Source organism: Salipiger mangrovisoli, assembly GCF_015223355.1.
Lineage (GTDB): Bacteria > Pseudomonadota > Alphaproteobacteria > Rhodobacterales > Rhodobacteraceae > Salipiger > Salipiger mangrovisoli.
In genome coordinates this window covers 1-21,947 of the sequence record NZ_JADFFK010000026.1, presented here as the reverse complement: position 1 = coordinate 21,947, position 21,947 = coordinate 1, and the positions used below count along the sequence as shown (strand labels likewise).

Sequence of the window (21,947 nt, the reverse complement as noted above, 5' to 3'; positions counted from 1 at the left end):
GCTTCTCCAGAACTCGTCAATCAGGTCACGTCGTTAGGTCCGGCTGGCTTCGAGGATAAGCGTGCCCAGGACACCCAGGTCATGCGCCGCCTCGTATTCGGTTCGTTTGCGGTCTTCGTAGGTCTCTACCTGCTCGATCTGTGCATCGTAGAGATCGCGCCCGGTGGTCAGCACGTCGATCAGATCGCGCTGACCGGCGGTGAACTGTTCCTCGTAAGTGTCGAGCACGCGGCGCGATTCCTCGAGTTGCCCGGCGCGGGCGGCTTCGGTCGCGCGCAGGGCGTTCAGCTGTTGAAGCGAGGTCTGCGCCACATTGGTGAGCTGGCGCTCGACCCCCTGAAGATTGAATTTCGCCGCGGCGAAGTCGCGCTGCGAGATCTGCAGGCTGCGTCCGCCGACCGTCGAGGCGTTGAGGTCGACACCGGCGGCAATGCCGAGCGCGGTGCGGGTGCGCCCGCCGTTGAGATCGGTGCGACCCTCGGCCTGCAGGCTGATCGTCGGCAGCCGGGCGGCCTTGGTGCGCTGGACCTCGGCCTCGGCCTCGGCGGCGCTGGCCTGGCTTGCAACGTAATCTGGGGCGATACGCACGGCTTGCCGGATCTGCTCCATGCTGCCGTAGCGGCGGGCGTAGCCGAGCGACGGCGGCGCGGCAACGCCGCTTGGGTTGCGCCCGGTCAAAAAGCCGATTTGCGACAGGCTGAGCGCGCGGTCCGAGCGCAGCGTGGCGAGCCGATCTTCGGCGCGGGCGATTTCGAGCCGGGCCCGCGCGACCTCGCCGTTGTCCCCCAGCCCGGCGCGGGCGCGATCTTCGGCCTGCCGCGCGAGACGCCCGGCATAGTCGGCGTATTCGTTGGTCAGCGCGATCTTGCGATCGGCGATCTCGACATCAAGGAAGGCCTCGGCGACATCGAGCGTCAGCGCCTCGACCGCCATCTTGAGGTCGGAGATCGAGCGTACCCTGGCCTGGGTCGCGGATTTGATCTGGCTGCGGATGAGCCCCCAGTCATAGAGCACCTGGGATATCGTCAGGGTGATCCCGGGGCCGTTGGCATCAGTGGTGTTGCTGTCGGCAGAGACATTGACGCTGGGATAATAGGCGTCGCGCGCTTCCTGTATGCCTATTGTTCGGCTGGCCACCACCTGGCGCTTCGCGGTCACCGTCGGGTCGAGCTCTGTGGCGAGCCCCAGCGCCTGCGTCAGGGTCATCTGCGCCGCAAGCGGGCCGGGCGCGAGGCATAGGACCAGCACTGCGCCAGCGCCGAAACGGCTCAGGAGCCCGCGAAGGCCGGAAGGTCGGTAAAGTTTCATAGCTCGCTTTCAATGGGATCGTTTTGCAGGAGCTCCGGTACGCTGGCGACGGCCACGAGGTCGGCTCCCATGTCGAGATGAATGTCGTCCACGGGGACAAGACCCTCGGTTGCGTCCGGCAGTGCCGTATCGGTGTCGCCTTCAGAAGCTGTGGCGGCGGGTTGCAGCAATTCCGCGAGTTCATCGTCGAGCGCCGCGTCACCGGAAGATGGCCCGAGCAGGTCGGCGATCTCGTCGTCGCCGATCGTTGCGCTTGTGACCGACGCGCTCGAGGTTTCGTTGGGCTGGTCGGAGGCGGAGCCGCTGTCCGATCCGGAGGCGTCGGAGAGCAGCGAGAGGCCGCCGAGTCCCGACGCGATTCCCAGCCCGAGAGGCCATGTCGGGCCGGGGTCTATTTCGGGCTCACCGGCCATGGATTCGGCAAAGGAAAGCGCGGAGCCACTCGCAAGATCCAGCTCGGATATTCCCGTTGATTCTGCACTGGTCGCGTCAGGAATATCGTTTACGGCACCAGCCAATCCCAATGACTCGGCATCCGGTTCAGGGGCGAGAAGGCCAGATACCAGCGTCGTGCCGTCGTCATCAACGAGAGAACTGAACTCCCCATCGGGTCCTGAGACAAAGAAATTCTCTATATTCAACGCTTGACCGTCCTGAAAAGATATCTCCAGGTCAGGTCCGGACTTCAGATATCCGGAAATGCCACCACTTGTTTCCGTGAGGCTGATTTCCATGGATTCCCGCAAGGTTAGATGCGAAGTCACAACCCGCGACGCCCCAGAATTTCCAGACAGGGCGCGCGCCAACACTTCTATTGCCATACCACACACTCCTCACCGAATGGACGGCAGCGTCTATCCCCACAATCTCCTCATTTGGTTGACACCTTGAAACGGTATCAGCACGAGTTTCCACGCATTCTGATTGAGACAGGGTCGTGAAGCACTGCTCAATGCGGAAACATGTACTTGCTATGCATCTTTATTTCTGCCGCAATCAACCGCTGGGTGCAACGCCTTTTTGCACTCCCGGAAGCCGAATGTAAGTAATTCAGATTTCGGAATGCCTCGGCAGTTCCTGGAATTTTGGCATACAAGTTTGGCTTAAATTTGGCGCGCCGTGCACTATTGAACCGCGGGCGGCCAATGGGATTAGATCAGCTGTTCTCGCTGTCCAGCCCGTCGCTGTCGCCACTCAGAAGGCCGGAAAGCAGGCCGTCTCCGCTGCTGCTCTCGAACAGCCCGGCAAGGGTGCCGTCGATCGCGGTGTCACCGAGAAGGCTGTCGTCGCCCTCCGCCACCGGCTCCATCGTATCGCCTTCGCTGTCGCCAAAGTTGAGCAGGGAGTCAAAGGCTCCCTGGGAGCTGGAAAAGAGATCACCATCGACCGAGCTTCCAAGAATTTCGGTCAGAAGGGCATCGACCTCGGCGCTGTCCTCGACATCCATAGCCGCGGCGTCGACGACGCCCTCGTCGACGAGGGTGCCGCTGAGACCGTCTTCGATGCCAAGTCCGGCAAGCAGCGCGCTGGTGCCGTCGTCAAGGGTGCTGCCCTCCGCGTCATCGGGCGAGAGCGCGAAGGGATCATCCTCGCCGAGGAGCCCGTCGAGCACGCTGTCCATCTGCTGATCGTCCGCTTCGGAGAGGAGCAGCGAGTCGAGAAAGTCGTCCTCCGATGTCTGATCTTCCGTCGCGCCGGAGAGTCCCAGCATCCCGCCCAGAAGACCCTCGTCGCCCGCGACGAGCTCGAGGGTGCTGTCGAGCAGCCCGTCTTCCCCGGCGATGGTGTCGAGGGCACCGGTGACGATGCCGCTGTCGCCGGTGAGCGTGTCGAGGAGACCCTCGTCGCCCGTGACGAGGTCGAGGGTGCTGTCGAGGAGGCCGTCCTCCCCGGCGATGGTGTCGAGGGCGCCGGTGACGATGCCGCTGTCGCCGGTGAGCGTGTCGATGAGACCCTCGTCGCCCGTGACGAGGTCGAGGGTGCTGTCGAGCAGCCCGTCCTCCCCGGTGACGGTGTCGAGGGCACCGGTGACGATGCCGCTGTCGCCGGTGAGCGTGTCGAGAAGGCCCTCGTCGCCGGTGACGAGGTCGAGGGTGCTGTCGAGGAGGCCGTCCTCCCCGGCGACGGTGTCGACGGCACCGGTGACGATGCCGCTGTCGCCTGTGAGCGTGTCGAGAAGGCCCTCGTCGCCCGTGACGAGGTCGAGGGCGCTGTCGAGGAGGCCGTCCTCCCCGGTGACGGTGTCGAGGGCGCCGGTGACGATGCCGCTGTCGCCGGGGAGCGTGTCGTGAGCCGGGTCCGCGTCCCTGTCGGTGCCCGTTGCACCGTCGTCGGACCCTGCTGTGGCGAGCTGCGAGTCGACCTCCGCAGAACCAGCGACGGAGGGGGAGCTTTCGGAGGTCTGCTGCGCGACCGGCGCAGTGGCCTGCACGAGGGGTGGTGCGACGGGGGCGGTTGCCGCGGGGCCGGAATCCGCCGTCGCAGTTCCTTCGGCAGGACGGTCTCCTGCCGCGGGCGTCGAAGAGGGCGCGGGCTGCGTTGCGAAAACGTCCGAAGGAATCGCCGCGGCGCTGGCGGTGCCGCTCGTCCGATCAGCCTCTGGCTGAGCGGTCGTGAACACGCTTGCGGAGTCGCCTGCATCTGGCGCGTCGCCCAGCGTGTCTGATGCCGTTTCAGGGCTGACTTGCCCTTGCGCTGCCTCGAAGAGGTTTCTCGCGGAGCCGTTGTCGGGCTCCTGCAACGACGTGTTTTCGGCGTCGCCCTGGGTGTCATGCTGGGAGCCAGCCTCGGCCTGTGCCGCGAGGCCCATCCCAATAGCCGCCGCATTGGCCGCTGTGGCGATCTGTGCGAAGTCGGTACGGAGGTTCTGGGTCTGGTTGTGCCGCGGCGCGAGAGGTTGCTCGACGGCTGTCTCTGTCGACAGTCGCTGCTCGCCGCTGCGGTCCTTGCCTTTCACTTCAGACACCAGGGTCTCTCCTAAAGTGTGGCTTGCGGCGATGTCTGCTGTGCCGCATGCCTTCGAAATGCACCAGATTTTCTCCGATAAGCGCCTTTGGCGCGGGAGAGTCTCCCTCCAGATTTCCCCACACTACAGGAAATAACATCACAAAGTCTATAACCCAAAGTATGTAACCTGTCCATGACGCGGAGAAGTCGATCACACATATCGATCAAACCGAACTCTTGCTCGATGCGCGCAGGGGCGAAGATGTCTTGCTCCGGAAACACGGCGTGAGACGCGCATCAAGCGGACGGCTTTCCCCTATCGCAATGCAGGCCTTCTGGGGCGTGCCGTGGAGGTTCTCAGCTCGCTGGTCTGACTTTGCAATCTCCGTGGGCGCCGCCGATCACGCACGGCACAGCTTCCTTTGCCGTGTGCTCGGAGCAGCCTTGCGGCGTTGCGGCAAGGTTTGAGGTGTCCGGGCAATTTCTCACCCAGCACGTCTTGCAGTGCACATGCGGCGCGCCCGAAATGAACTGGCGCTTGTGCGGTGCGGAGGCCGGGTGGGGAGGTCGCAGAGCGTAGATCTGCGGTTCCAGGATCAGGACGGCATTTCCAGATCGTTATTCTCGGCGCCGTCCATCTGAGCGCTGTCGATGGTCTTGAAACGCGGCTTGTGCGGTGGAAACTTGGCGCGGTCCTCTTCGAGCAGACCTGCGTCCGTGATAATGAGGTCAATGGAATTGATCGGTACCGTGCGGTGTAGGGCGCAGGACATGAACCGGCTGCTGTCGGCGATGAGCACGACCTCTCTTGCGGCGGCGGCCATCGCCCGCTTCATGTGCCCGAGTTCCAGATTTGTTTCCGAAGTGCCATTCTCATCGATCGCTGTGGCCGACGTGAAGAAGATATCGCAATGGATGTTCTTCAGGAAACTCAGCCCGGGTTCCCCCAAAAGGCTGAAAGAGCCGACACGACATGCGCCTCCTGGCACGATCAGGGTGATGTTGTCGCGGTAGGTCAGCTGCTTGGCCACGTAGAGATCATTGGTGATGACGGTCAGTGGAAACTCGATCTTCGCGACCTCGTCGGCCAGGCGATGACAAATGACGGCCCCGGTATCGATCAAGAGGGACTGGCCCGGCTCGATGAGCGTGAGCGCCTCGCGCACTATGGCCAGCTTTTCCTCGACCGCTGTGCGCTGCGACAGATCGGTGGACGGCTCGTAGCTCGAGCGCGAACGGATTGCCACCGCGCCGCCATGGGTGCGCCGCACGAGACCCTCGCCTGCCAGGACATCCAGGTCGCGACGAATGGTCGATACTGAAATCCCCAGCATCCGAGCCAGATCCTGACCGGATCCCGCTTGGTTCTCCTTGAACCAGTCGATGAGATGTTGCCGACGCTCTGCCGGCAGCATTTCTTCATTCAATGTGTCCTCTGACTTGCGCAAGGGGACCTCCTAATCTGGCATTTGGTCGGTTTGACGTCACCATCGGTATCTAACTGCGTCATAGCAGGCTAGGTAACCAAAGGACGATCTGCGGGAAAACGGCGAGAATGACTGTTCCGAGACACAGCAGCAGGAAGAAGGGCATCGTTGCGCGCACGGTTTCGCCAAGCGATCGCTGCGTGAGGCCCTGCAGAACAAAGAGGTTCAATCCTACCGGCGGGGTCAGGGCGCTCATTTCTATCATGATGACGAGGTAGATGCCAAACCACAGCGGGTCGAAGCCAGCCTGCACTATGAGCGGAACCGCGATGGGTACCGTCATCACGGTCATCGAGGTGCCGTCGAGGAACATGCCCAGCACGATATAAAGGCCCGCGAGGATCAGCAGAACGCCATAGGGCGACAGGTCGAGCGACGAGATGGTTTGCGTGATCTGATTCGGCAACTGCAGGAAAGCGATGGCTGCCGACAGGAAAGAGGATGCGGCGATCAGCATGAGGATCATGGCCGAGACGCGGATGGTCGCGGCCAGGCTGTCACGCATGAGTTTGAGCGTGAATTGACCGGTGACGATGGTGATCACGATGGCCCCGAACACGCCGACCGCGGCTGCCTCCGAGGGGGTCGCGATGCCGGAGTAGATCGATCCCAGCACGACAAACATGAGCAGCATGATCGGCAGCAGCTCGACAAAGCCGCGTGCGATCGCGCGGGCGTCCACCTTACCTTCGTAGCGCGGGGCGCGTTCGGGGTGCAGCAGCGAGACAAGCGCGATGTAGCCCGCATAGAGCGCTGCCATCATCAGGCCGGGAAGCAAGCCGCCGGCAAAGAGCTTGGCGATCGAGACTTCGGCCAGGACCCCGTAGACGATCATGGCAATCGAAGGTGGGATCAGTAGCCCGAAGGAGCCCGCTCCGGCCAGCGATCCTGCGGCGAGGCGCAGGTCGTAGCCGCGCGCCTGCAGTTCGGGGATGGTGATCTTGCCCACCGTCGCCGTTGTGGCGGTGGATGAGCCGGAGATCGCGGCGAAGACCGTGCAGCCGAAGACGTTGGTGTGCAGCAGGCCGCCCGGGATGCGCGCCACCATGGGTGCGAGACCGCGGAACAGCCGCTGCGAGATGTCGGTTCGGAAGATGATGTCCCCCATCCACATGAAGATCGGGATGGCGGCAAGCTCCCACGAGATGGCGGAGGAGGAGATCACCTTGGTGGCAATGGTCCCGATGCGGGCCGCGCTGAAGTCGAGCACGAAGTACATTGCCGAGGCCCCGACCAGCATCAGGCCCGAGAAAATCCACGCGCCGGAGCCGAGGAAGAGAACGAGCAGCAGAAGGATGACCGCGGCGGAAAACGTAATGGACATGGACTCTTCCGATCAGAGGGTCAGGGCGCGTTCTTCGGCGTGACCGACCAAGACGAGCCGGAGCGCGCGTACGAGCATTTGCAGGAGCAGCAGGACAAGACCCACGAAGAAGAAGCTCTCGGGGATCCAGAGCGGGATCGGGATCAGGTGTTCGCTGACCGAACCGCGCTCGAAAAGTTTCGCCACCGTCTTCCACTGGTGGATGGCGAGGAACCACATGATGGCGGCGGAGGAGCCGAGGGCGAAGGCCTCCACGATCCAGCGCACCGGGCCGGAGAGCATGTCGGTGAGGGCTGTCACACGGATCATTGCACCCTCTTCCAGCGCCCAGGGCGCAGCGAGGAAAGTGATCGCGGCAACGCCGAAGCCCACGAGAACATCGGCCATATAGGTCGAGGTGGAGAACATCCGCATGCAGATCTCGAGCAGGATGAGCAGGGTCATCGCGACCAGAAGGATCGCCGAGACGACGGCTGCTGTCCTGTTGAGGATCGTCGACAGCCGCGCGATGGAGGCAAGCCAGGCCGGATCGTCGTTGCGGTCGGGGTGGTGGTGCTCTTCGATCTCGGGGAGTTCAGGCTTCTCTACGGGACTCACTGCAGGCTCCATGGTTTGTCATTCCTGGGGGCTCCGCGCCCCGCCGTGCGGGATGCGGAGGAGAGGAGGGATCAGCCTTGCTGGGACTTCAGTTCCTCGAAGCGGGCTAGGATGCGTTCGCCGCGCTCGCCGGTCTCGGCCAGCCAATTCTCGCGCACCTGAACACCGGCCTCTTTCAGGAAGTCGAAGACCTCCTGAGGCACGTCCGCGCTGCGGGTGATGTTCATGCCGTTCTCGGCCATCTTTGTGTAGGCCTTGTCGATCGAGGCGCTGATGATGTCCCAGTTGTAGGCGTCGCAGGCCTCGATGGTCTCGAGCATGGCGGCCTGAACGTCTTCGGGAAGGGCATCGAACTCGTCCTTGTTCACGTGGCACATGAACAGCCCCATGGCGTAGCTGAGTTCGGTGAAGTCGCTCAGGTAGTCCCAGATCGACAGCTGGATCGCGCCATCCGCGGAGGTGAGCACCGCATCGAGGCCGCCGGTCGACAGCTGCGGGATCAGGTCGGACCAGGCCACCTGCAGCGGAGCCGCGCCCGCGTTCTTGAGGGTCTGGGTGCCGTTCACGTCGTAGGTGCGCACGCGCAGGCCCTTGAGCGCATCTTCCGAGGTGATCGGCATCTTGGCGTGGATGCCCGAGGGCGCGTTCGGCATGGCCCAGAGCAGCACCATGTTGTTCTCTTCGAAGACCTTCGCATATTCCTCGCGGGCGGCCTGCCAAAGCAAGTAGGCCTCGTCGAGGTCCGAGGCGATGAAGGGCAGCGAGGACAGGTTGAACAGGGGGTCAATGCCGCCGAGTTGCGTCATCAGCGTGACCGCTGCCTGCACGCCGCCATCCTGCACGGCATCGAAATGGTCAATCGACTTGTAGCCGAGGGCGCCGCCGCCCTGGTAGTTGATGGTAAGCTTGTCGCCGACCTTCTTGCTGACTTCCTCCACAAAGAAATTGCACGCCTGGCCAGACAGGGACGTGGCGCCGTACTCATCGGACATGTCCCAGCGGACGTTGGCGAGGGCGGGGCCGGTCAACGCGACGAGCGCGCCGGTAGCGGTGGCGGTGCGCATGAACGCGCGACGAGTGAATGTCATGGTAAAGCTCCCTGCGATTGCTATCGTTTCGGGCGGATACGTTCGCCGCACCGATCATTGAGGCGTGCACAATGATGCGTGTATGCAGGCACATCCCGCGGCATGTCGTCAAGAAACTTTCACGTTCTCGCAGCGATTCGCGTTATGGTTGCGTGTTTCTGAGAGTTATCGACAATAGCGCACAAGATATGAGCAATAACTCCCACATAGAACTGCACCTGAAAGATTTTCATTCACATTCATCCACAAATGAGCAACGTTTGGTCCTGCAACGGGAATTCTTCACGATTCTTCTAAACCACACAGGACCAAGGCAGCAGTCCATGCCGTCGATGATCGAAATTGCAGTGCAGGGCTCCGGTCGCCGCCCCGCAAAGACCGCAGTCGGCGCCCGCCTTCGGCCGGGCGCAATCGGGGCGCAGGCGACCCGAGAGGGCTGGTCGGACCGCGGAATGCGTGGCGTCGGGATCGGCAGTCTTTACCCTGTTTTGACGCATTGTGACCGAAATCTATTCCAAGCTTCACAAACCGATCAAATCGGGCGCGGGCCGGCACATGCGGGTCTCATGCATGACTCCGCGGCGAAGGCCCGTCCCGCGACGCCAGTAACCGGCGTCCTCGCGCGCCGCTCCGCGGTGCGACATATTCCAGAAATGGGCCGCGCATGCGGCCTGAACCAAAGGTAGGAAGGCAGAAATGGCCTGGAGAATTGGCGTAGATTCCGGAGGCACGTTCACCGACGTGTGCCTCTTCGATGAAGACAGCGGCAAGGTCGAAATCTGGAAGGTCTCGTCCACGCCCGACGATCCTTCGCGCGGCATTACCACGGGTGTGGTCGAGGGGCTCGATCAGGTCGGCAAGACCGCCAAAGACTTGTCCTTCCTCGGTCACGGCACAACCGTTGCCACCAATGCGCTGATCGAGCTGCGCGGCGTGAAAACCGGTCTTATCGTCTCCGATGGCTTCCGCGACCTGCTGGAAATCGGCCGGCAGAAACGCCCGAACCTCTATGACATGAATGCCGAGAAACCCGAACAGCTGGTCTCGCGCGATCTGCGTCGCGAAGTGCCCGAGCGCATGAAGTACGACGGCACTGTTGATGTGCCGCTCGACGAGGCCGCACTTCGCGCCGAGCTGCGCGAACTTGCCGGCCAGGACATCAAGTCGCTGGCCGTGTGCTTCCTCTATGGTTTCCTCAACACCGAACATGAAGAACTCGCGAAGCGCGTGATCGCGGAGGAGCTGCCGGATGTTTTCGTCTCGACCTCCCACGATGTCGCCCCCGAGTTCCGGGAGTTCGAGCGTTTGTCGACGACTGTGGTCAATGCCTACCTCGGGCCGGTCATGCAGCGCTATATCCGGCGCCTGAAGGAGAACCTCGCCGAGATCGGTCTGGAAATCGCGCCTCAGCTCACCCAGTCGAACGGCGGCGTGATCGGCTTCGACACTGCCGCGAACCTGCCGGTGCGCACCGTGCTGTCCGGTCCCTCCACCGGCGTGGTTGCCGCGCAAGCCATCGGCAAGATGTCGGGCTTCGACAACATCATCACCTTCGACGTGGGCGGCACCTCCTCCGACGTGGCGCTTCTGCAGAACGGTGTCTGCCAGCTCACCGGCGAGGCCGATGTGCATGGCTACCCGATCAAGGCCCCGATGCTCGACATTCACACCGTGGGGGCGGGCGGCGGCTCCATCGCCCATGTCGATACCGGTGGCCTGCTGAAGGTCGGTCCGCGCTCGGCCGGAGCCCATCCGGGTCCGGTCTGCTACGGCCTCGGCTCCACCGAGCCGACCGTGACCGACGCCAACATCGTGTTGCAGACGCTGAACCCCGTCGAGATCCTCGGTGGCCGCATGAAGGTGCGCCGAGATCTGGCCGTCGAGTCCGTGCAGCGCCTCGCCGACAAGCTTGGCCTGAGCGTGATGGAAACCGCGCAGGGTATCATCTCGGTCGTGACCGCTAATATGGCGAAGGCAATCCGAGTGATTTCCGTACAGCGCGGCCACGACCCGCGCGACTACGCGCTGATGGCCTTCGGCGGGGCGGGCCCGCTCCACGCCGCACGTCTGGCTCGCGAGCTCGACATGGGCAAGGTGATCGTGCCGCTGACCCCGGGGACGCTCTGTGCGCTCGGACTGCTGCTCACCGACCTGCGCGCCGACTTCGCGATTTCACGCCTGTTGCCGCTCGACGACAGCGCTCTTGCCTCCATCGATGCGGGCTTTGCTGACCTCACGGGGCAGGCGGGGGCATGGTTCGATGCCGAAGAGATCTCCGGGGACCGCCGCGTGATGACGCGGACCGCGGACATGCGCTACATGGGCCAGAACTACGAGCTTTCCGTCGCCGTGCCTGCCGGTCCGATCACGTCCGAGACCTTCAAGGCGCTCGAGGAAGGCTTCGAGGCCGCGCACCGCCAACGCTTCGGCTTCGTCGCGGAAGGCGAGCAGATACAGCTTGTCACCCTGCGTCTCGAAGCGGCCGGTGTCGTTAAAAAGGCCGAGTTCAAGCCGCAGCCGGTCGAAGGCCCCGATGCCTCGGCCGCGCAGATCGACACCCGCGACGTCTATATGGCCGAAGCTGGCGACTTCGTGGCCTGCGCGGTCTATGCGCGCGACAGGCTGCGCCCAGGAAATATCATCCAGGGTCCCGCAATCGTTGAACAAATGGATACGACCACGGTCATCCTGCCAGACATGTCGGGCACCGTGGACACCTATCTCAACCTGATCCTGGAGGTGAAGGCATGACCGCGACCGAAAAAACGACTATCGATCCGATCACGGTCGAGGTGATCGGATCGGCACTTCAGAGCATCGTCGAGGAAATGGGTGAGGCGCTGGTGCGCGCGTCCTACTCCACCAACATCAAGGAGCGGCGCGACTGCTCCACCGCGCTCTTCGACCACCGCGGCAACACCCTGTGTCAAGCCGAGCACATCCCGATGCACCTCGGCTCCTTCCTCGGCGTGATCCCTGCGATCCAGACGCGCTTCGACATGGCCGACATCAAGCCCGGCGACGTGTTCATGGCCAACGACGCCTATGCGGGCGGGGCCACGCACCTGCCAGATATCGTGCTGGCAGAACCGATCTTCGTCGACGGCACGCTGGTGGCATGGGCGGTCAACACCGCGCACCATTCGGACTTCGCCGACCGTGGTCACGAGCATATCTATCAGGAAGGTATCCGCATCCCGCCGGTCCGCCTCTACCGCGAGGGCGTGCTCAACAACGACCTGCAGGAGATGTTCCTGCTCAATTGCCAGGTGCCGCGCGAGCGCATCTCGGACCTGCGCGCCCAGATGTCCGCGAACCGGCTCTGCGTGCAGCGGATGACCGACCTCTGCGTCAAATACGGTACCGCGAAAGTGCTCGCCGCCGGTGACGCGCTGCAGGACTACGCCGAGCGCAAGATGCGTGCGGCGATCGAGACGATCCCCGACGGCACCTACAGCTTCGAAGACCAGTTCGACAGCAACCAATGGTCCGGCGCAATGACCTTCAAGGTCGACATCACCGTCACCGGAGACGAGATGCTGCTGGCGTTCGATGGCCCGCCGCAGGTGCGCGGCGGCCTGAACCTGATCTATACCTCGCTTCTGGCAGCGGCCTATTTCACGGTGAAATCCGTGCTTGACCCAACCGTCCTGCCGAACGCGGGTCTGGCGCGTCCGCTCACCGTGACGGCGCCCAAGGGCTCGATCCTCAACTGTGCCCATCCGGCGGCGGTCGAGGGGCGGATCGCGGCGTCGCAGCGTGTGACCGACCTGGTCTACGGCGCGCTTGCCAAGGCGCTCCCGGGCAAGGTCATGGCGGCCGGCAACGGCTGCTGTACCGGCGCGATCTTCAACGGCGCCGACGAGCACGGCAACATGTGGGTCTACCTCGAGACGATCGGTGGCGGTGGCGGCGCACGCCCCGGCGCGGACGGGCTCTCGGGCATCCATGTCGGCCTGACCAACACCTCGAACCTGCCGGTCGAGGCGCTGGAGCTGGAATACCCGCTCACGTTGCTGCGCTACGAGCTCGTGGACGACAGCGCGGGCCTGGGCCAGTTCCGCGGTGGCATGGGAGTCCGTCGCGTCTACCGTGCCGAGAAGGCCTGCCGCTTCACCGTCGAGAGTTCCCGCGTGGGGTCGCAGCCCTGGGGTCTCGACGGCGGCCATAGTGCCAAGGGCACCACGCTCGACTTCGGCGACGAACGCACGAGTTTCGCGGGGATGGTCGACCTGAAGCCCGGGCAGATCGTGTCGATCACCACCCCGGGTGGCGGCGGCTACGGTGATCCGGCGAAACGCCCCGAAGAATCCGTCCTGCGCGACGTCGCAGAGGGCCGCATCAGCGCCGCGGTCGCCAGGGCGACCTTCGGCCTCGGCGCCTGACGGGCCTCGCAGCGCATCGAGGGGCGGTCACGGAAGATGATCCGTGGCCGTCCCGCCGACACGCCGCGACCAATTTCCTCCTGAGCAAAGAATTTATGATGATTAACAGTGAAACCAGAGGGTTCGTCCCCTCGCTGAACACGGTCGTGAGCGAGTCCGAACTTCCGGCCGAAACTGATGTGGTGGTCATCGGCGGCGGGACGGCGGGCGTGTCGACCGCACTTTTCCTCGCGGAGAAGGGCGTCCGTGTCACCCTGTGCGAAAAGGGCGAAATTGCCGCCGAGCAGTCGTCGCGCAACTGGGGCTGGACCCGCCAGATGGGCCGTGATCCGCTCGAGATGCCGCTGACGATCCAGAGCCTCAACCTCTGGCGCACGCTCAAGGACCGTTTCGGGATCGAAGCGGGCTACAAGGAAACCGGCATCGTCTACGTGTGCAAGAAGGACTGGGAAGTCAAACAGGCCGAGGGCTGGGCCAGGACCGGCAAGGAACACGGTCTGCCCCTGCGTGAACTGACCGCCCGCGAGATCGCGGACATCGTTCCGGGAATTGCGCCGGGGCAAAACTACGGCCTGCACACGGCGACGGATGGGCGTGCGGAACCGGCGCTTGCGGTCCCTGCCTTTGCCGACGCCGCCCGCCGGCTGGGGGCAAAGATCGTCACCCGATGCGCGGTGCGCGGTTTCGAGAAGACCGGCGGCGCGGTCTCTGCGGTGGTGACCGAAAAGGGCACAATCAAATGTTCTGCCGTGGTGGTTGCCGGAGGAGTCTGGACCCGCCCCTTCCTGTTGAACATGGGTGTGCACCTGCCGCAACTGAACATCATTGCCGCCGCTGCGCGCGTCGAAGCGGTCTCGGGAAATCTTCACAACGGCCCTGACTTCCCCATGGGCGGCGCAGCCTTTGGCCTGCGCAAGCGGATGGACGGCGGCTATACCGTGGGTCCGCGCAATATCAACATCGCTCCGATCACGCCGGACAGCTTCCGTCTGTTCACCGACTTTCTGCCCGTGTTCCTAAAGAGCTGGCGAGAGCTGAGTCTGCGCTTCGGCAAGGACTTCTTCGAAGAACTCATGTCGCGCAAGCGCTGGAGCCTCGACCAGATGACGCCCTTCGAAGCTGTACGGGTGTTGAATCCTGAACCTTCGGACTGGATGCTCGACCGCGCCCTGAAAGGGATGCGCGAGACCTTGCCTGCCCTGCGCGATGCGCGGGTGACCCATGCCTGGGGCGGCGCGATCGACGCCACGGCTGACGGTGTCCCGGTGATCGACGGGGTCGAACAGGTCCCGGGCCTCTACATCGCGGCGGGCCTCTCGGGCCATGGCTTCGGGGCGGGTCCCGCAGTTGGCCAGCTGATGGCGGAACTGGTGGCGGGGGACCGTCCGACCGTTGATCCGACACCCTTCAGATACAACCGCTTCCGCTCCACGAAGCGCTTTGCCGCATGGGAGCCCAAGCAGGCCTACGCCTGAGCGCCGGATCCGCGCGCCGGGCTCCTCACGAACCGACCAGACCAAGGATGGAAGGACTATCCATGACCTATTCGCCAAGCGAAACCCGCTACGAAAAGATGACCTACAACACCTGCGGCACAAGCGGGCTGAAACTTCCGGCGATCTCGCTGGGTCTTTGGCACAACTTCGGCCACGACACGCCGCATGACACCAAGCGCGCGATTTGCCAGACCGCCTTTGACCTCGGCATCACCCACTTCGATCTGGCCAACAACTACGGCCCGCCCGCAGGCTCCGCCGAAGAGGCGTTCGGGGAGATCCTGCGCACCGACTTCAAGGGCTATCGGGACGAGCTTTTGATTTCGTCCAAGGCAGGCTGGGATATGTGGCCCGGGCCTTATGGGGACGGCGGATCGCGCAAGTACCTGATGGCGTCCTGCGACCAGTCGCTGAAGCGTCTCGGCGTCGACTACGTCGATATCTTCTACTCGCACCGTTTCGATGCGAACACGCCGCTCGAGGAAACCATGGGCGCGCTGGACAGCATCGTGCGTCAGGGCAAGGCGCTTTATGTCGGCATTTCCAGCTACAATTCGGAAATGACGCGCAAGGCTGCCGCGATCCTGAAGGATCTCGGAACGCCCTGCTTGATCCACCAGCCGAGCTACAACATGCTCAACCGCTGGATCGAACGCGACGGCCTGAAGGATACGCTGGCCGAGCTCGGCATGGGCTCCATCGTCTTCACGCCGCTGGCGCAGGGGATGCTGACCAACAAGTACCTGAAGGGCGTGCCCGAAAACAGCCGTGTCGCCCGAGGAACGACGCTGAGCGAAGGTTTCCTGTCCGAGGCAAACATCGAGAACATCCGCCAGCTGAACCGGATTGCTGAGGGCCGTGGCCAGACACTGGCGCAGATGGCGATCGCGTGGTGCCTGCGGGGCGGGGCGATTACCTCTGCCCTGATCGGCGCGTCCAAGGCGCAGCAGGTCATCGACTGTGTCGGCGCGCTGGAGAACCTCGAATTCACCGCAGAGGAATTGGCCGAGATCGACCGCTACGCCGTCGAGGGTGACATCAACCTCTGGGCCGGTGCCACCAACAGCTGACCGGAAATTTCCCGCTTGAGCCGCGCCCCCTCCGATCGAGGGGGCGCGGCCATCATCGGATTGAACGTCCGCCCAAGCGCCCTTGGCCCCGCTCAAAAAGATCGCGCCAAGGACGGCCACGGGTCGCGATGCATCTTCGACCCCGCAGGGCAGATCCTCCAGCCCCGGAACCGCGCAGGCAAAGGCTTCGACCATCTGTGTGTGCTTGTCGCGGGGTGGCAGAATTTCGCGCCGGCCCAGGCTGCCGTGCAGGTTCAGGCTGGTATCACCCAGCCAGGCTGTGCCCGCGTCGGCAGGCGGACTGAACGGGGTTAGCAGTTCGGCAGTGCCTTTCGTCCCGGTCAGTTCGAGCGATTGAACAGGCGACAATTGCGTCGACACGCGGAAGTTCAGCTGATGGCCTTTGCCGAAATGCGCGATGTCGTTGGCTCCGCGGTCGGTGCCGATAGCGGATCCCGGTCGACCAGCGTTATTGCTTGGTTGGTTCTGCATCAAAGGAGGAACGCCCTGCGATCCTGGGCTCGGCACACGTCAGGTCGGGGCAGGCAGCGGACCTGGCTCGGGTGAGTTCAGGTCTCAAAAGGTGAAGTTCGCGCGAAGCGAAACCTTCGAGCATTTCCAAGCCCTATCGCTGCGGCCAGCCGAATTTCTTGGTCATTCATTCCGAAAAATCCCTGCGAGCCAAGCGGCGGATCACGGCGCTGCAGGCTCGTCTCGCGAGTGGGGAATTCCTCATACATCTTGGACGAATGGCCCCGGAATGGCATTTGATCATCAGGAAAACTCCGGGCCACCTGCGAGAATGGAGGCCAAGTCGCCGATGATCCCGATCTCCTGCATCTGGGCCACGTTGAACCGCATGAGGCCGCCGCAGCCCTGAGACACGCTGAAGGCATTGCCGGGGGCAAGTACAATCCCGTCCTCCCAGGCCGCGCGCGTCAGGGCCGCCCCATCGACGCCGTTCGGCAGGCGGCACCAGAGGAAGACCCCGGCCTCGGGCCTGTGCCAGGGCGTAATGCCGATGGCTTTCAGCTGGGGGATAAGCGCGTTCATCGCCCCTGCGAGCCGGGTTCGCATGCCTTGGACATGCCGCCGGTAGCTGCCTTCCTTCAACAGGTGCAGCACCAGCTCGGCCGACATGGCACCACCGCCGAAGGAGGTGGCGAGCTTCAGGTCCACAAGCGCGTCGACCCACTCCGGCCGGGCCGCGATGTAGCCGCAGCGGATCGAGGCAGAGAGCGTCTTGGAAAAGCTGCCGATCTGGATCACGTGCTGCAGCCCGTCGAAGGCCGCCAGGCGCGGGGCAGGGCGCTCCTCGAAATCGGCGAAGATGTCGTCCTCGACGATCAGCAGATCATGCGCCTCGGCCAGCCGTAGGATGCGGTGACAGGCGACGGGCGACAGCACCGTGCCGGTCGGGTTGTGGGGGCCGGAATTGGTGATGTAGAGCCGCGGGCGATGCTCTTTGAGCGCGGCCTCGAAGGCGTCGAGGTCGGGCCCGGCTGGCGTGCGCGGCACGCCAATGGCCTCGACACGATGCGCGCGGAAGAGCGCGAGGAAGTTGAAATAGCACGGATCGTCGATCAGCACCCGATCGCCGGGTTCGAGGAGCAGTCGGCATACGAGATCGAGCGCCTGCGTCCCGCTCTCGGTCAGCATAATCTGGTCCGGGTGCGCCTCGACGCCACTGTCGGCCATCCGCACGGCCAGAAGGCCTCGCAGCTCGGGCAGACCGAGCGGCGTGCCGTATTCGGTGAGGCTGGCCTCGGGGGCGCGGGCAAGGCTGCGCAGGGCGCGCCGGATCTCCTCCTGAGGCATCCAGCTGCTCGGCAGCCAGCCGCAGCCCGGGTTGGAGCGGATGCGGCGACTGTCGAGGGCCTGCCGGGTGATGCGCAGCGGGTCGATCTCGCGGGCGAGGGCCGGGCCGCTGTCGCTCAGCGAGAAGGGCGGCAGATGCCCGGCCACGTAAAACCCGGAGCCGCGGCGCGATTGCACGATCCCCTCGGCGACAAGGCGGTCGTAGGCCTCGACTACGGTCGAGCGGGACACCCCCAACTGATCGGCAAGCTGCCGGATCGAGGGCAGCTTCGTGCCCGGCGCGGCCTTGCGACCTGCGATCCGCGTGCGCAGGGTCTCCATGACCTGCTCGACAAGGGTCTGGCCGTCGGTCCGGGAAAGCGTCAGCCCATCCATGTGTACTGCCCATTCAATCAATACAGTTTGGACAAACTGTATGGCATTGTCCCTGTCGGAACCAGAGCCCTGGCGGCAATCTGATTGGACTGTTCAGCCCTTGAGGATCCCATGCCCCGCTTGTCCGTTGCCATCCTTGCGCTCTGCCTCTTCGCGGTGACCTTCGCCGTCAACCTGCAGGCGCCGCTCTATCCGGCCTATGTCGCATCAAGCGGGTTTGGCGCCATGGCGGCGACCGTGGCCTTTGCCGCCTATGTTGCTGGCCTGATGCCGACCCTGATCTTCCTGGGGGGGCTGTCGGACAGGATCGGGCGAAAGGTGCCGCTGATTTGCGCCCTCCTGCTGAGCGGTGGCGCGACGCTACTGCTCGCTCTGTCTCCGGGATGGGTGCAGCTGGTCATCGCGCGGGGGCTTCTCGGCGCCGGGACCGGGCTCGCCACGACGTCGGGCACCGCCTACATGATTGAGCTGATGGGCGAGGCACGCGCAAAACAGGCGGCGCTGAGGGTGACCTCGGCCACCTCCCTGGGCTTCGGCGGTGGCGCGCTTGCCACTGGCCTGAGCCTGATAGCGCAGGGTCCGAGCTTTGCCCCCGCGAGCTTCTGGCTGCTGCTGCTCGCCGTTCCGGTGCTGGTCCTGGCTAGCCTGTCCCTGCCGCGCGCATGGGTGCCGCGACATGTGTCGATGCTCCGCTTGCCGGTCTTTCCGGCAGGCAGCGCGCCCTATGGCATCGCAATGGGGCTGAGCTGGGCCTCCACCGGCATGACCATCGCCGTGGTGCCGCTGCTGCTCGACCGGCATGGGCTGGGCGCCTGGTCCGGGCCGGTAATCTTTCTCGCGCTCTTTGTCGGGTTTCTCTGCCAGCCTCTGGCACGTCGCATGAGCAATCCACGCGCCCTGCGCCTGGGTCTTTGCCTGATCCCGCTCGGCTTTTCCGGTCTGCTTGCCGGCGCGGCGCTACAGTCGATCCCGCTGATCCTACTGGGCACGGCGCTCACGAGTGCGTCCAGCTATGGCTTCACCTATCTCTCCTCCCTGTCGGAGGTATCCATGCTGGCCCCTGAGAACCGCGCGCGCGCCACGGCGGGGCTCTTCGTCTACGCCTATTGCGGCTTCTCCATCCCGGTGATTGCGGCCGGCGGCCTCGCGGATTGGATCGGCCTTGTGCCGGCGATGGCCGTCTTCTTTGCCATGCAACTGACATGCCTCGCGGCGCTTGGCCCCATAAGGCGGCTCCGGCACGAAAGGCTGGCCAGAGCCAACGCATGATCCTCTCAACGCCCCGCGATCATGCGCCGCTTGGCCTTGCGGCAAAGCGGCCGGTCCGGGCGATCGCGCGGCGAACCGGCTTCTCGCGGATTGCGGTGATCGGAGCTTTTTTGCCAAATGACCGACACTTGGCGTCCACATAAGGTCATGCCCCGCTTCTTCCTGACAGCCAGCTTGAGAAGACGCGCATCGCGGGGGTCGCCCGCCGGTCAGACGGCCAGGCGAGGTAGTATCGGCCTGCGGGCACGGTAACGCCGAAAGGCTGCGCGAGGCGTCCCTGCGCGATGTAGCTTTCGAACATCGCCACCGGCAGCAGCGCCGCCCCCGCGCCCGAAGCCGCGAGTTCGGCCAATGCGACGGAACTGTCGAAGACCGGACCGGTCACCGGCGGGCAGGCCGTGCCGGCCGCCTCGAACCATCCTGCCCATTCGGCGCTCCGATAGCTGCGCAGCAGGGTAATCTGCGCCAGATCGGCCGGGTGCTGCAGACGCGCGGCCACCGCGGGTGCGCAGAGCGGCGCCAGAGGAGCCTCCATCAGCGGGATCACCTCGTGCCCCGTCCAGCCACCCGTGCCGAAGCGGATCGCCATGTCGAGCCCTTCGCGCAGGATCTCCACGCGGTTGTTGTTGGTCGAGATGCGCAGGTCGATTTCCGGATGCGCCTGACGGAACAGCTCGAGCCGCGGCATCAGCCAGCCAAGGGCGAAGGTCGTGTTGACCCCGACCTTCAACACTTCGATATCGCGGCGACCGCCCAGCCGGTCCAAGACGCGGGCCATCGCATCGAATCCATGCTCGAGAACCGGGAAAAGCATGCGCCCCTCGTCGGTCGGCACGAGCCCCTGCGAGGTCCGCTGGAACAGGGTCGCTCCCAGCAGGTCCTCGAGCCGCGCGACCTGGTGGCTTACCGCAGCCTGGGTGACGCGCAACTCGATAGCGGCCTTGGTGAAACTGCCTTGCCGCATGGCGACTTCAAAGACCCGCAGGGCATTGAGTGGCAGGTCGGGGCGGTCCATCGCAATACCTCAGCTTATGGGAAGGTATAAGATTTGTCGTTTGAGGCCCGCGTGCAAGGAGAAATATACAGCTCCCATGACCTGACCTGATGTCTTCGACCGGGCGCCTCGGGTGCCCCCACCTCAAAAAAGGATACTCTGATGCGGTTCACCGCTTCCGTCCTGTCGCGCGCCGCGGCAGTGCTCACTCTCGGCCTGTCTCTGGGTTCGGCGTCGCTTGCCCAGACGCCCATCGATACGCTCGCGGACACCGTCGCGCAGGTCGAGGCGCGCCTCGGCGCGCGCGTCGGCGTGTCGCTTGTCGACACCGCGTCGGAGCTGTCGTGGCTTCACCGCGAAGACGAACACTTCCTGATGAACAGCACCGTGAAGACACCGATCTGCGGCGCTGTGCTTGCCCGTCGCGATGCTGGTGAATTGTCATTGTCCGAGACCCTGCGCGTGGCGCAGGAGGACATCCTGTCCTATGCGCCGGTCACCGAAAAACAGGTCGGGGCAGAGATGACCCTCTCTGACCTCTGCCTCGCCGCGCTCGACATGAGCGACAACACGGCGGCAAACATGCTGATCGGTCACCTCGGGGGTCCGCAAGCGGTGACCGAGTTTCTCCGGGGCGCTGGAGATGAGGTTAGCCGGCTCGACCGGTACGAGCCCGAACTGAACACCTTCGCGCCCGGAGACCCGCGCGACACGACCACCCCGACCGCGATGACCGCGACACTGCGGCGGCTGCTGCTCGGAGATGTGTTGTCCGCCAACTCCCGCGACCAACTGGCGGAATGGATGAGCCATGGTGGCGTGACCGGCAACTTGCTGCGTGCGGATGCGCCGGATGGTTGGCAGATCCTCGACAAGTCCGGCAGCGGCAGTCACACGCGCAACATCATCGCTATGATCACACCCGAAGGCGGCACGCCCTGGGTCGTCACCATCTTCGTCTCCGGGTCCGATGCGGATTTCGACACGCGCAACGCCGCCCTTCAGGAGATCGGCAGCGCGGTGATGGCGGTGATCCGGAACTGAAGGCGGACTGCCCCGGGCCACTGTCCGGGGCAGTTCCAGTCGCGATCAGGTCGATGGCCCGGCGGGCGGTTTCCATCTGTCCCGTTGCTCGCGGTGGCCGCGCCTGCGAGCGCGGCGCAGCGGGGCTCTTCCGCGAGCGTTGTTCGGGCTTCGCCCGAGGCGCAGCCAAGGCCGATGATCCACAGAGCGACGGCGGCGTTCGGGCGCTTGGTCGCTACGGTCGTGACATTCGAGATCGATAAAAGCCTCAAGGTTCTCGGCAATTTGTGTGCTTTCTGCGGACCCAGCATGTAGGAATTCGATCCCTTTGGATGGCACCCAGAACGCTTCGAACGTCGACTTTTTCAACAATATCTCCGCGGAGATGGCGCTCCATGCGATCACTCGATTGATCCTTTGAAGAAAACAAAAACAAACCAAGGGCTTGACCGGAAGATTCGAGATCTCTGGCGCTGAAAGGCGGGGCAGACCGCACCTGTTTCCATTAGGTCATCAGGCGCGTCCAAGCGCCCAGAACATCGCTTGTTTTCACTGCCGCGGGAGCCCACGCCTTTCGCGTTCTCAGGTGAGCTACGGAAGATGCTGCGCCGTGGCCATGCAACCGGTAGAGACAGGGGATGGTCTTGCGACAGCGCAGGGAGCAAAATTCAGGTGGATACTAGACCCTCGGGATAGTGCCCCGCGGCGTGGTGTAGGAAGCCGCGAGCGTCGCTGATCGCGAGGCTGGCGGTCATCGTCGATCTTCG

The 21,947-nt window shown here is 64.1% G+C and carries 15 protein-coding genes; 6 read left to right on the top strand and 9 right to left on the bottom strand.

Annotated elements, in window-relative coordinates; all coding sequences use genetic code 11:
* Window positions 1-33: 33 nt before the first annotated feature.
* The 7 genes from IQ782_RS24875 to IQ782_RS24845 all read right to left on the bottom strand — a co-directional run bounded on the left by IQ782_RS24875 (window position 34) and on the right by IQ782_RS24845 (window position 8,750).
* Window positions 34-1,308 carry a TolC family protein gene (locus IQ782_RS24875; RefSeq protein ID WP_194137372.1) on the bottom strand — a complete coding sequence of 425 codons (1,275 nt, stop codon included), beginning with the start codon at window positions 1,306-1,308 and terminating at the stop codon, window positions 34-36.
* A complete protein-coding gene (locus tag IQ782_RS24870; protein WP_194137371.1) occupies window positions 1,305-2,129 on the bottom strand; it encodes a hypothetical protein in 825 nt (274 codons plus the stop codon). Before IQ782_RS24870 ends, IQ782_RS24875 begins: the two co-directional genes overlap by 4 nt.
* A gap of 335 nt (window positions 2,130-2,464) precedes the next feature.
* Window positions 2,465-4,273 (bottom strand): hypothetical protein, encoded by a 1,809-nt coding sequence (locus tag IQ782_RS24865; protein ID WP_194137370.1) that lies wholly within the window; start codon window positions 4,271-4,273, stop codon window positions 2,465-2,467.
* A gap of 577 nt (window positions 4,274-4,850) precedes the next feature.
* The gene (locus IQ782_RS24860; protein ID WP_240989559.1) at window positions 4,851-5,702 is read right to left on the bottom strand and encodes a DeoR/GlpR family DNA-binding transcription regulator; all 852 of its coding nucleotides are present in this window, start codon (window positions 5,700-5,702) and stop codon (window positions 4,851-4,853) included.
* Window positions 5,703-5,760: 58 nt separating this feature from the next.
* The gene (locus IQ782_RS24855) at window positions 5,761-7,065 is read right to left on the bottom strand and encodes a TRAP transporter large permease (RefSeq protein ID WP_194137369.1); all 1,305 of its coding nucleotides are present in this window, start codon (window positions 7,063-7,065) and stop codon (window positions 5,761-5,763) included.
* Between the two features lie 12 nt (window positions 7,066-7,077).
* Window positions 7,078-7,662 (bottom strand): TRAP transporter small permease, encoded by a 585-nt coding sequence (locus tag IQ782_RS29990; RefSeq protein ID WP_338092647.1) that lies wholly within the window; start codon window positions 7,660-7,662, stop codon window positions 7,078-7,080.
* A gap of 71 nt (window positions 7,663-7,733) precedes the next feature.
* Window positions 7,734-8,750 carry a TRAP transporter substrate-binding protein gene (locus IQ782_RS24845; protein ID WP_194137367.1) on the bottom strand — a complete coding sequence of 339 codons (1,017 nt, stop codon included), beginning with the start codon at window positions 8,748-8,750 and terminating at the stop codon, window positions 7,734-7,736.
* 696 nt (window positions 8,751-9,446) lie between these two features.
* Between IQ782_RS24845 and IQ782_RS24840 the strand changes: the two genes are divergently transcribed.
* The 4 genes from IQ782_RS24840 (at window position 9,447) to mgrA (ending at window position 15,701) form a co-directional block, all read left to right on the top strand.
* Window positions 9,447-11,501, top strand: coding sequence for a hydantoinase/oxoprolinase family protein (locus IQ782_RS24840; RefSeq protein WP_194137366.1), 2,055 nt, complete (start codon window positions 9,447-9,449; stop codon window positions 11,499-11,501).
* A complete protein-coding gene (locus tag IQ782_RS24835) occupies window positions 11,498-13,135 on the top strand; it encodes a hydantoinase B/oxoprolinase family protein (protein ID WP_194137365.1) in 1,638 nt (545 codons plus the stop codon). The genes IQ782_RS24840 and IQ782_RS24835 overlap by 4 nt, the downstream gene beginning before the upstream one ends.
* Before the next feature lie 146 nt (window positions 13,136-13,281).
* Window positions 13,282-14,610 (top strand): NAD(P)/FAD-dependent oxidoreductase, encoded by a 1,329-nt coding sequence (locus tag IQ782_RS24830; protein WP_338092646.1) that lies wholly within the window; start codon window positions 13,282-13,284, stop codon window positions 14,608-14,610.
* Window positions 14,611-14,672: 62 nt separating this feature from the next.
* Entirely contained in the window at window positions 14,673-15,701 is a 1,029-nt protein-coding gene (mgrA, locus tag IQ782_RS24825) for an L-glyceraldehyde 3-phosphate reductase (RefSeq protein ID WP_194137363.1), read from the top strand.
* A 774-nt stretch (window positions 15,702-16,475) separates the two neighbouring features.
* Here mgrA and IQ782_RS24820 read toward each other — a convergent pair.
* Window positions 16,476-17,894, bottom strand: coding sequence for an aminotransferase-like domain-containing protein (locus tag IQ782_RS24820; protein WP_194137362.1), 1,419 nt, complete (start codon window positions 17,892-17,894; stop codon window positions 16,476-16,478).
* A 111-nt stretch (window positions 17,895-18,005) separates the two neighbouring features.
* Between IQ782_RS24820 and IQ782_RS24815 the strand changes: the two genes are divergently transcribed.
* The gene (locus IQ782_RS24815; RefSeq protein ID WP_194137361.1) at window positions 18,006-19,163 is read left to right on the top strand and encodes an MFS transporter; all 1,158 of its coding nucleotides are present in this window, start codon (window positions 18,006-18,008) and stop codon (window positions 19,161-19,163) included.
* Between the two features lie 145 nt (window positions 19,164-19,308).
* Here the strand turns inward: IQ782_RS24815 and IQ782_RS24810 are convergent, their stop codons facing one another.
* Window positions 19,309-20,178 (bottom strand): LysR family transcriptional regulator, encoded by an 870-nt coding sequence (locus IQ782_RS24810; protein ID WP_194137360.1) that lies wholly within the window; start codon window positions 20,176-20,178, stop codon window positions 19,309-19,311.
* Window positions 20,179-20,319: 141 nt separating this feature from the next.
* Here IQ782_RS24810 and bla point away from each other — a divergent pair, with 141 nt between their 5' ends.
* The gene (bla, locus tag IQ782_RS24805; RefSeq protein WP_194137359.1) at window positions 20,320-21,201 is read left to right on the top strand and encodes a class A beta-lactamase; all 882 of its coding nucleotides are present in this window, start codon (window positions 20,320-20,322) and stop codon (window positions 21,199-21,201) included.
* Window positions 21,202-21,947 lie beyond the last annotated feature (746 nt).

Excerpts from the sequence above, each read along its gene's own strand:
- IQ782_RS24875 (WP_194137372.1), bottom strand. The coding sequence starts at position 1,308 with ATGAAACTTTACCGACCTTCCGGCCTTCGCGGGCTCCTGAGCCGTTTC.
- IQ782_RS24870 (WP_194137371.1), bottom strand. The coding sequence starts at position 2,129 with ATGGCAATAGAAGTGTTGGCGCGCGCCCTGTCTGGAAATTCTGGGGCG.
- IQ782_RS24855 (WP_194137369.1), bottom strand. The coding sequence starts at position 7,065 with ATGTCCATTACGTTTTCCGCCGCGGTCATCCTTCTGCTGCTCGTTCTC.
- IQ782_RS24845 (WP_194137367.1), bottom strand. The coding sequence starts at position 8,750 with ATGACATTCACTCGTCGCGCGTTCATGCGCACCGCCACCGCTACCGGC.
- IQ782_RS24840 (WP_194137366.1), top strand. The coding sequence starts at position 9,447 with ATGGCCTGGAGAATTGGCGTAGATTCCGGAGGCACGTTCACCGACGTG.
- IQ782_RS24835 (WP_194137365.1), top strand. The coding sequence starts at position 11,498 with ATGACCGCGACCGAAAAAACGACTATCGATCCGATCACGGTCGAGGTG.
- mgrA (WP_194137363.1), top strand. The coding sequence starts at position 14,673 with ATGACCTATTCGCCAAGCGAAACCCGCTACGAAAAGATGACCTACAAC.
- IQ782_RS24820 (WP_194137362.1), bottom strand. The coding sequence starts at position 17,894 with ATGGATGGGCTGACGCTTTCCCGGACCGACGGCCAGACCCTTGTCGAG.
- IQ782_RS24815 (WP_194137361.1), top strand. The coding sequence starts at position 18,006 with ATGCCCCGCTTGTCCGTTGCCATCCTTGCGCTCTGCCTCTTCGCGGTG.
- IQ782_RS24810 (WP_194137360.1), bottom strand. The coding sequence starts at position 20,178 with ATGGACCGCCCCGACCTGCCACTCAATGCCCTGCGGGTCTTTGAAGTC.
- bla (WP_194137359.1), top strand. The coding sequence starts at position 20,320 with ATGCGGTTCACCGCTTCCGTCCTGTCGCGCGCCGCGGCAGTGCTCACT.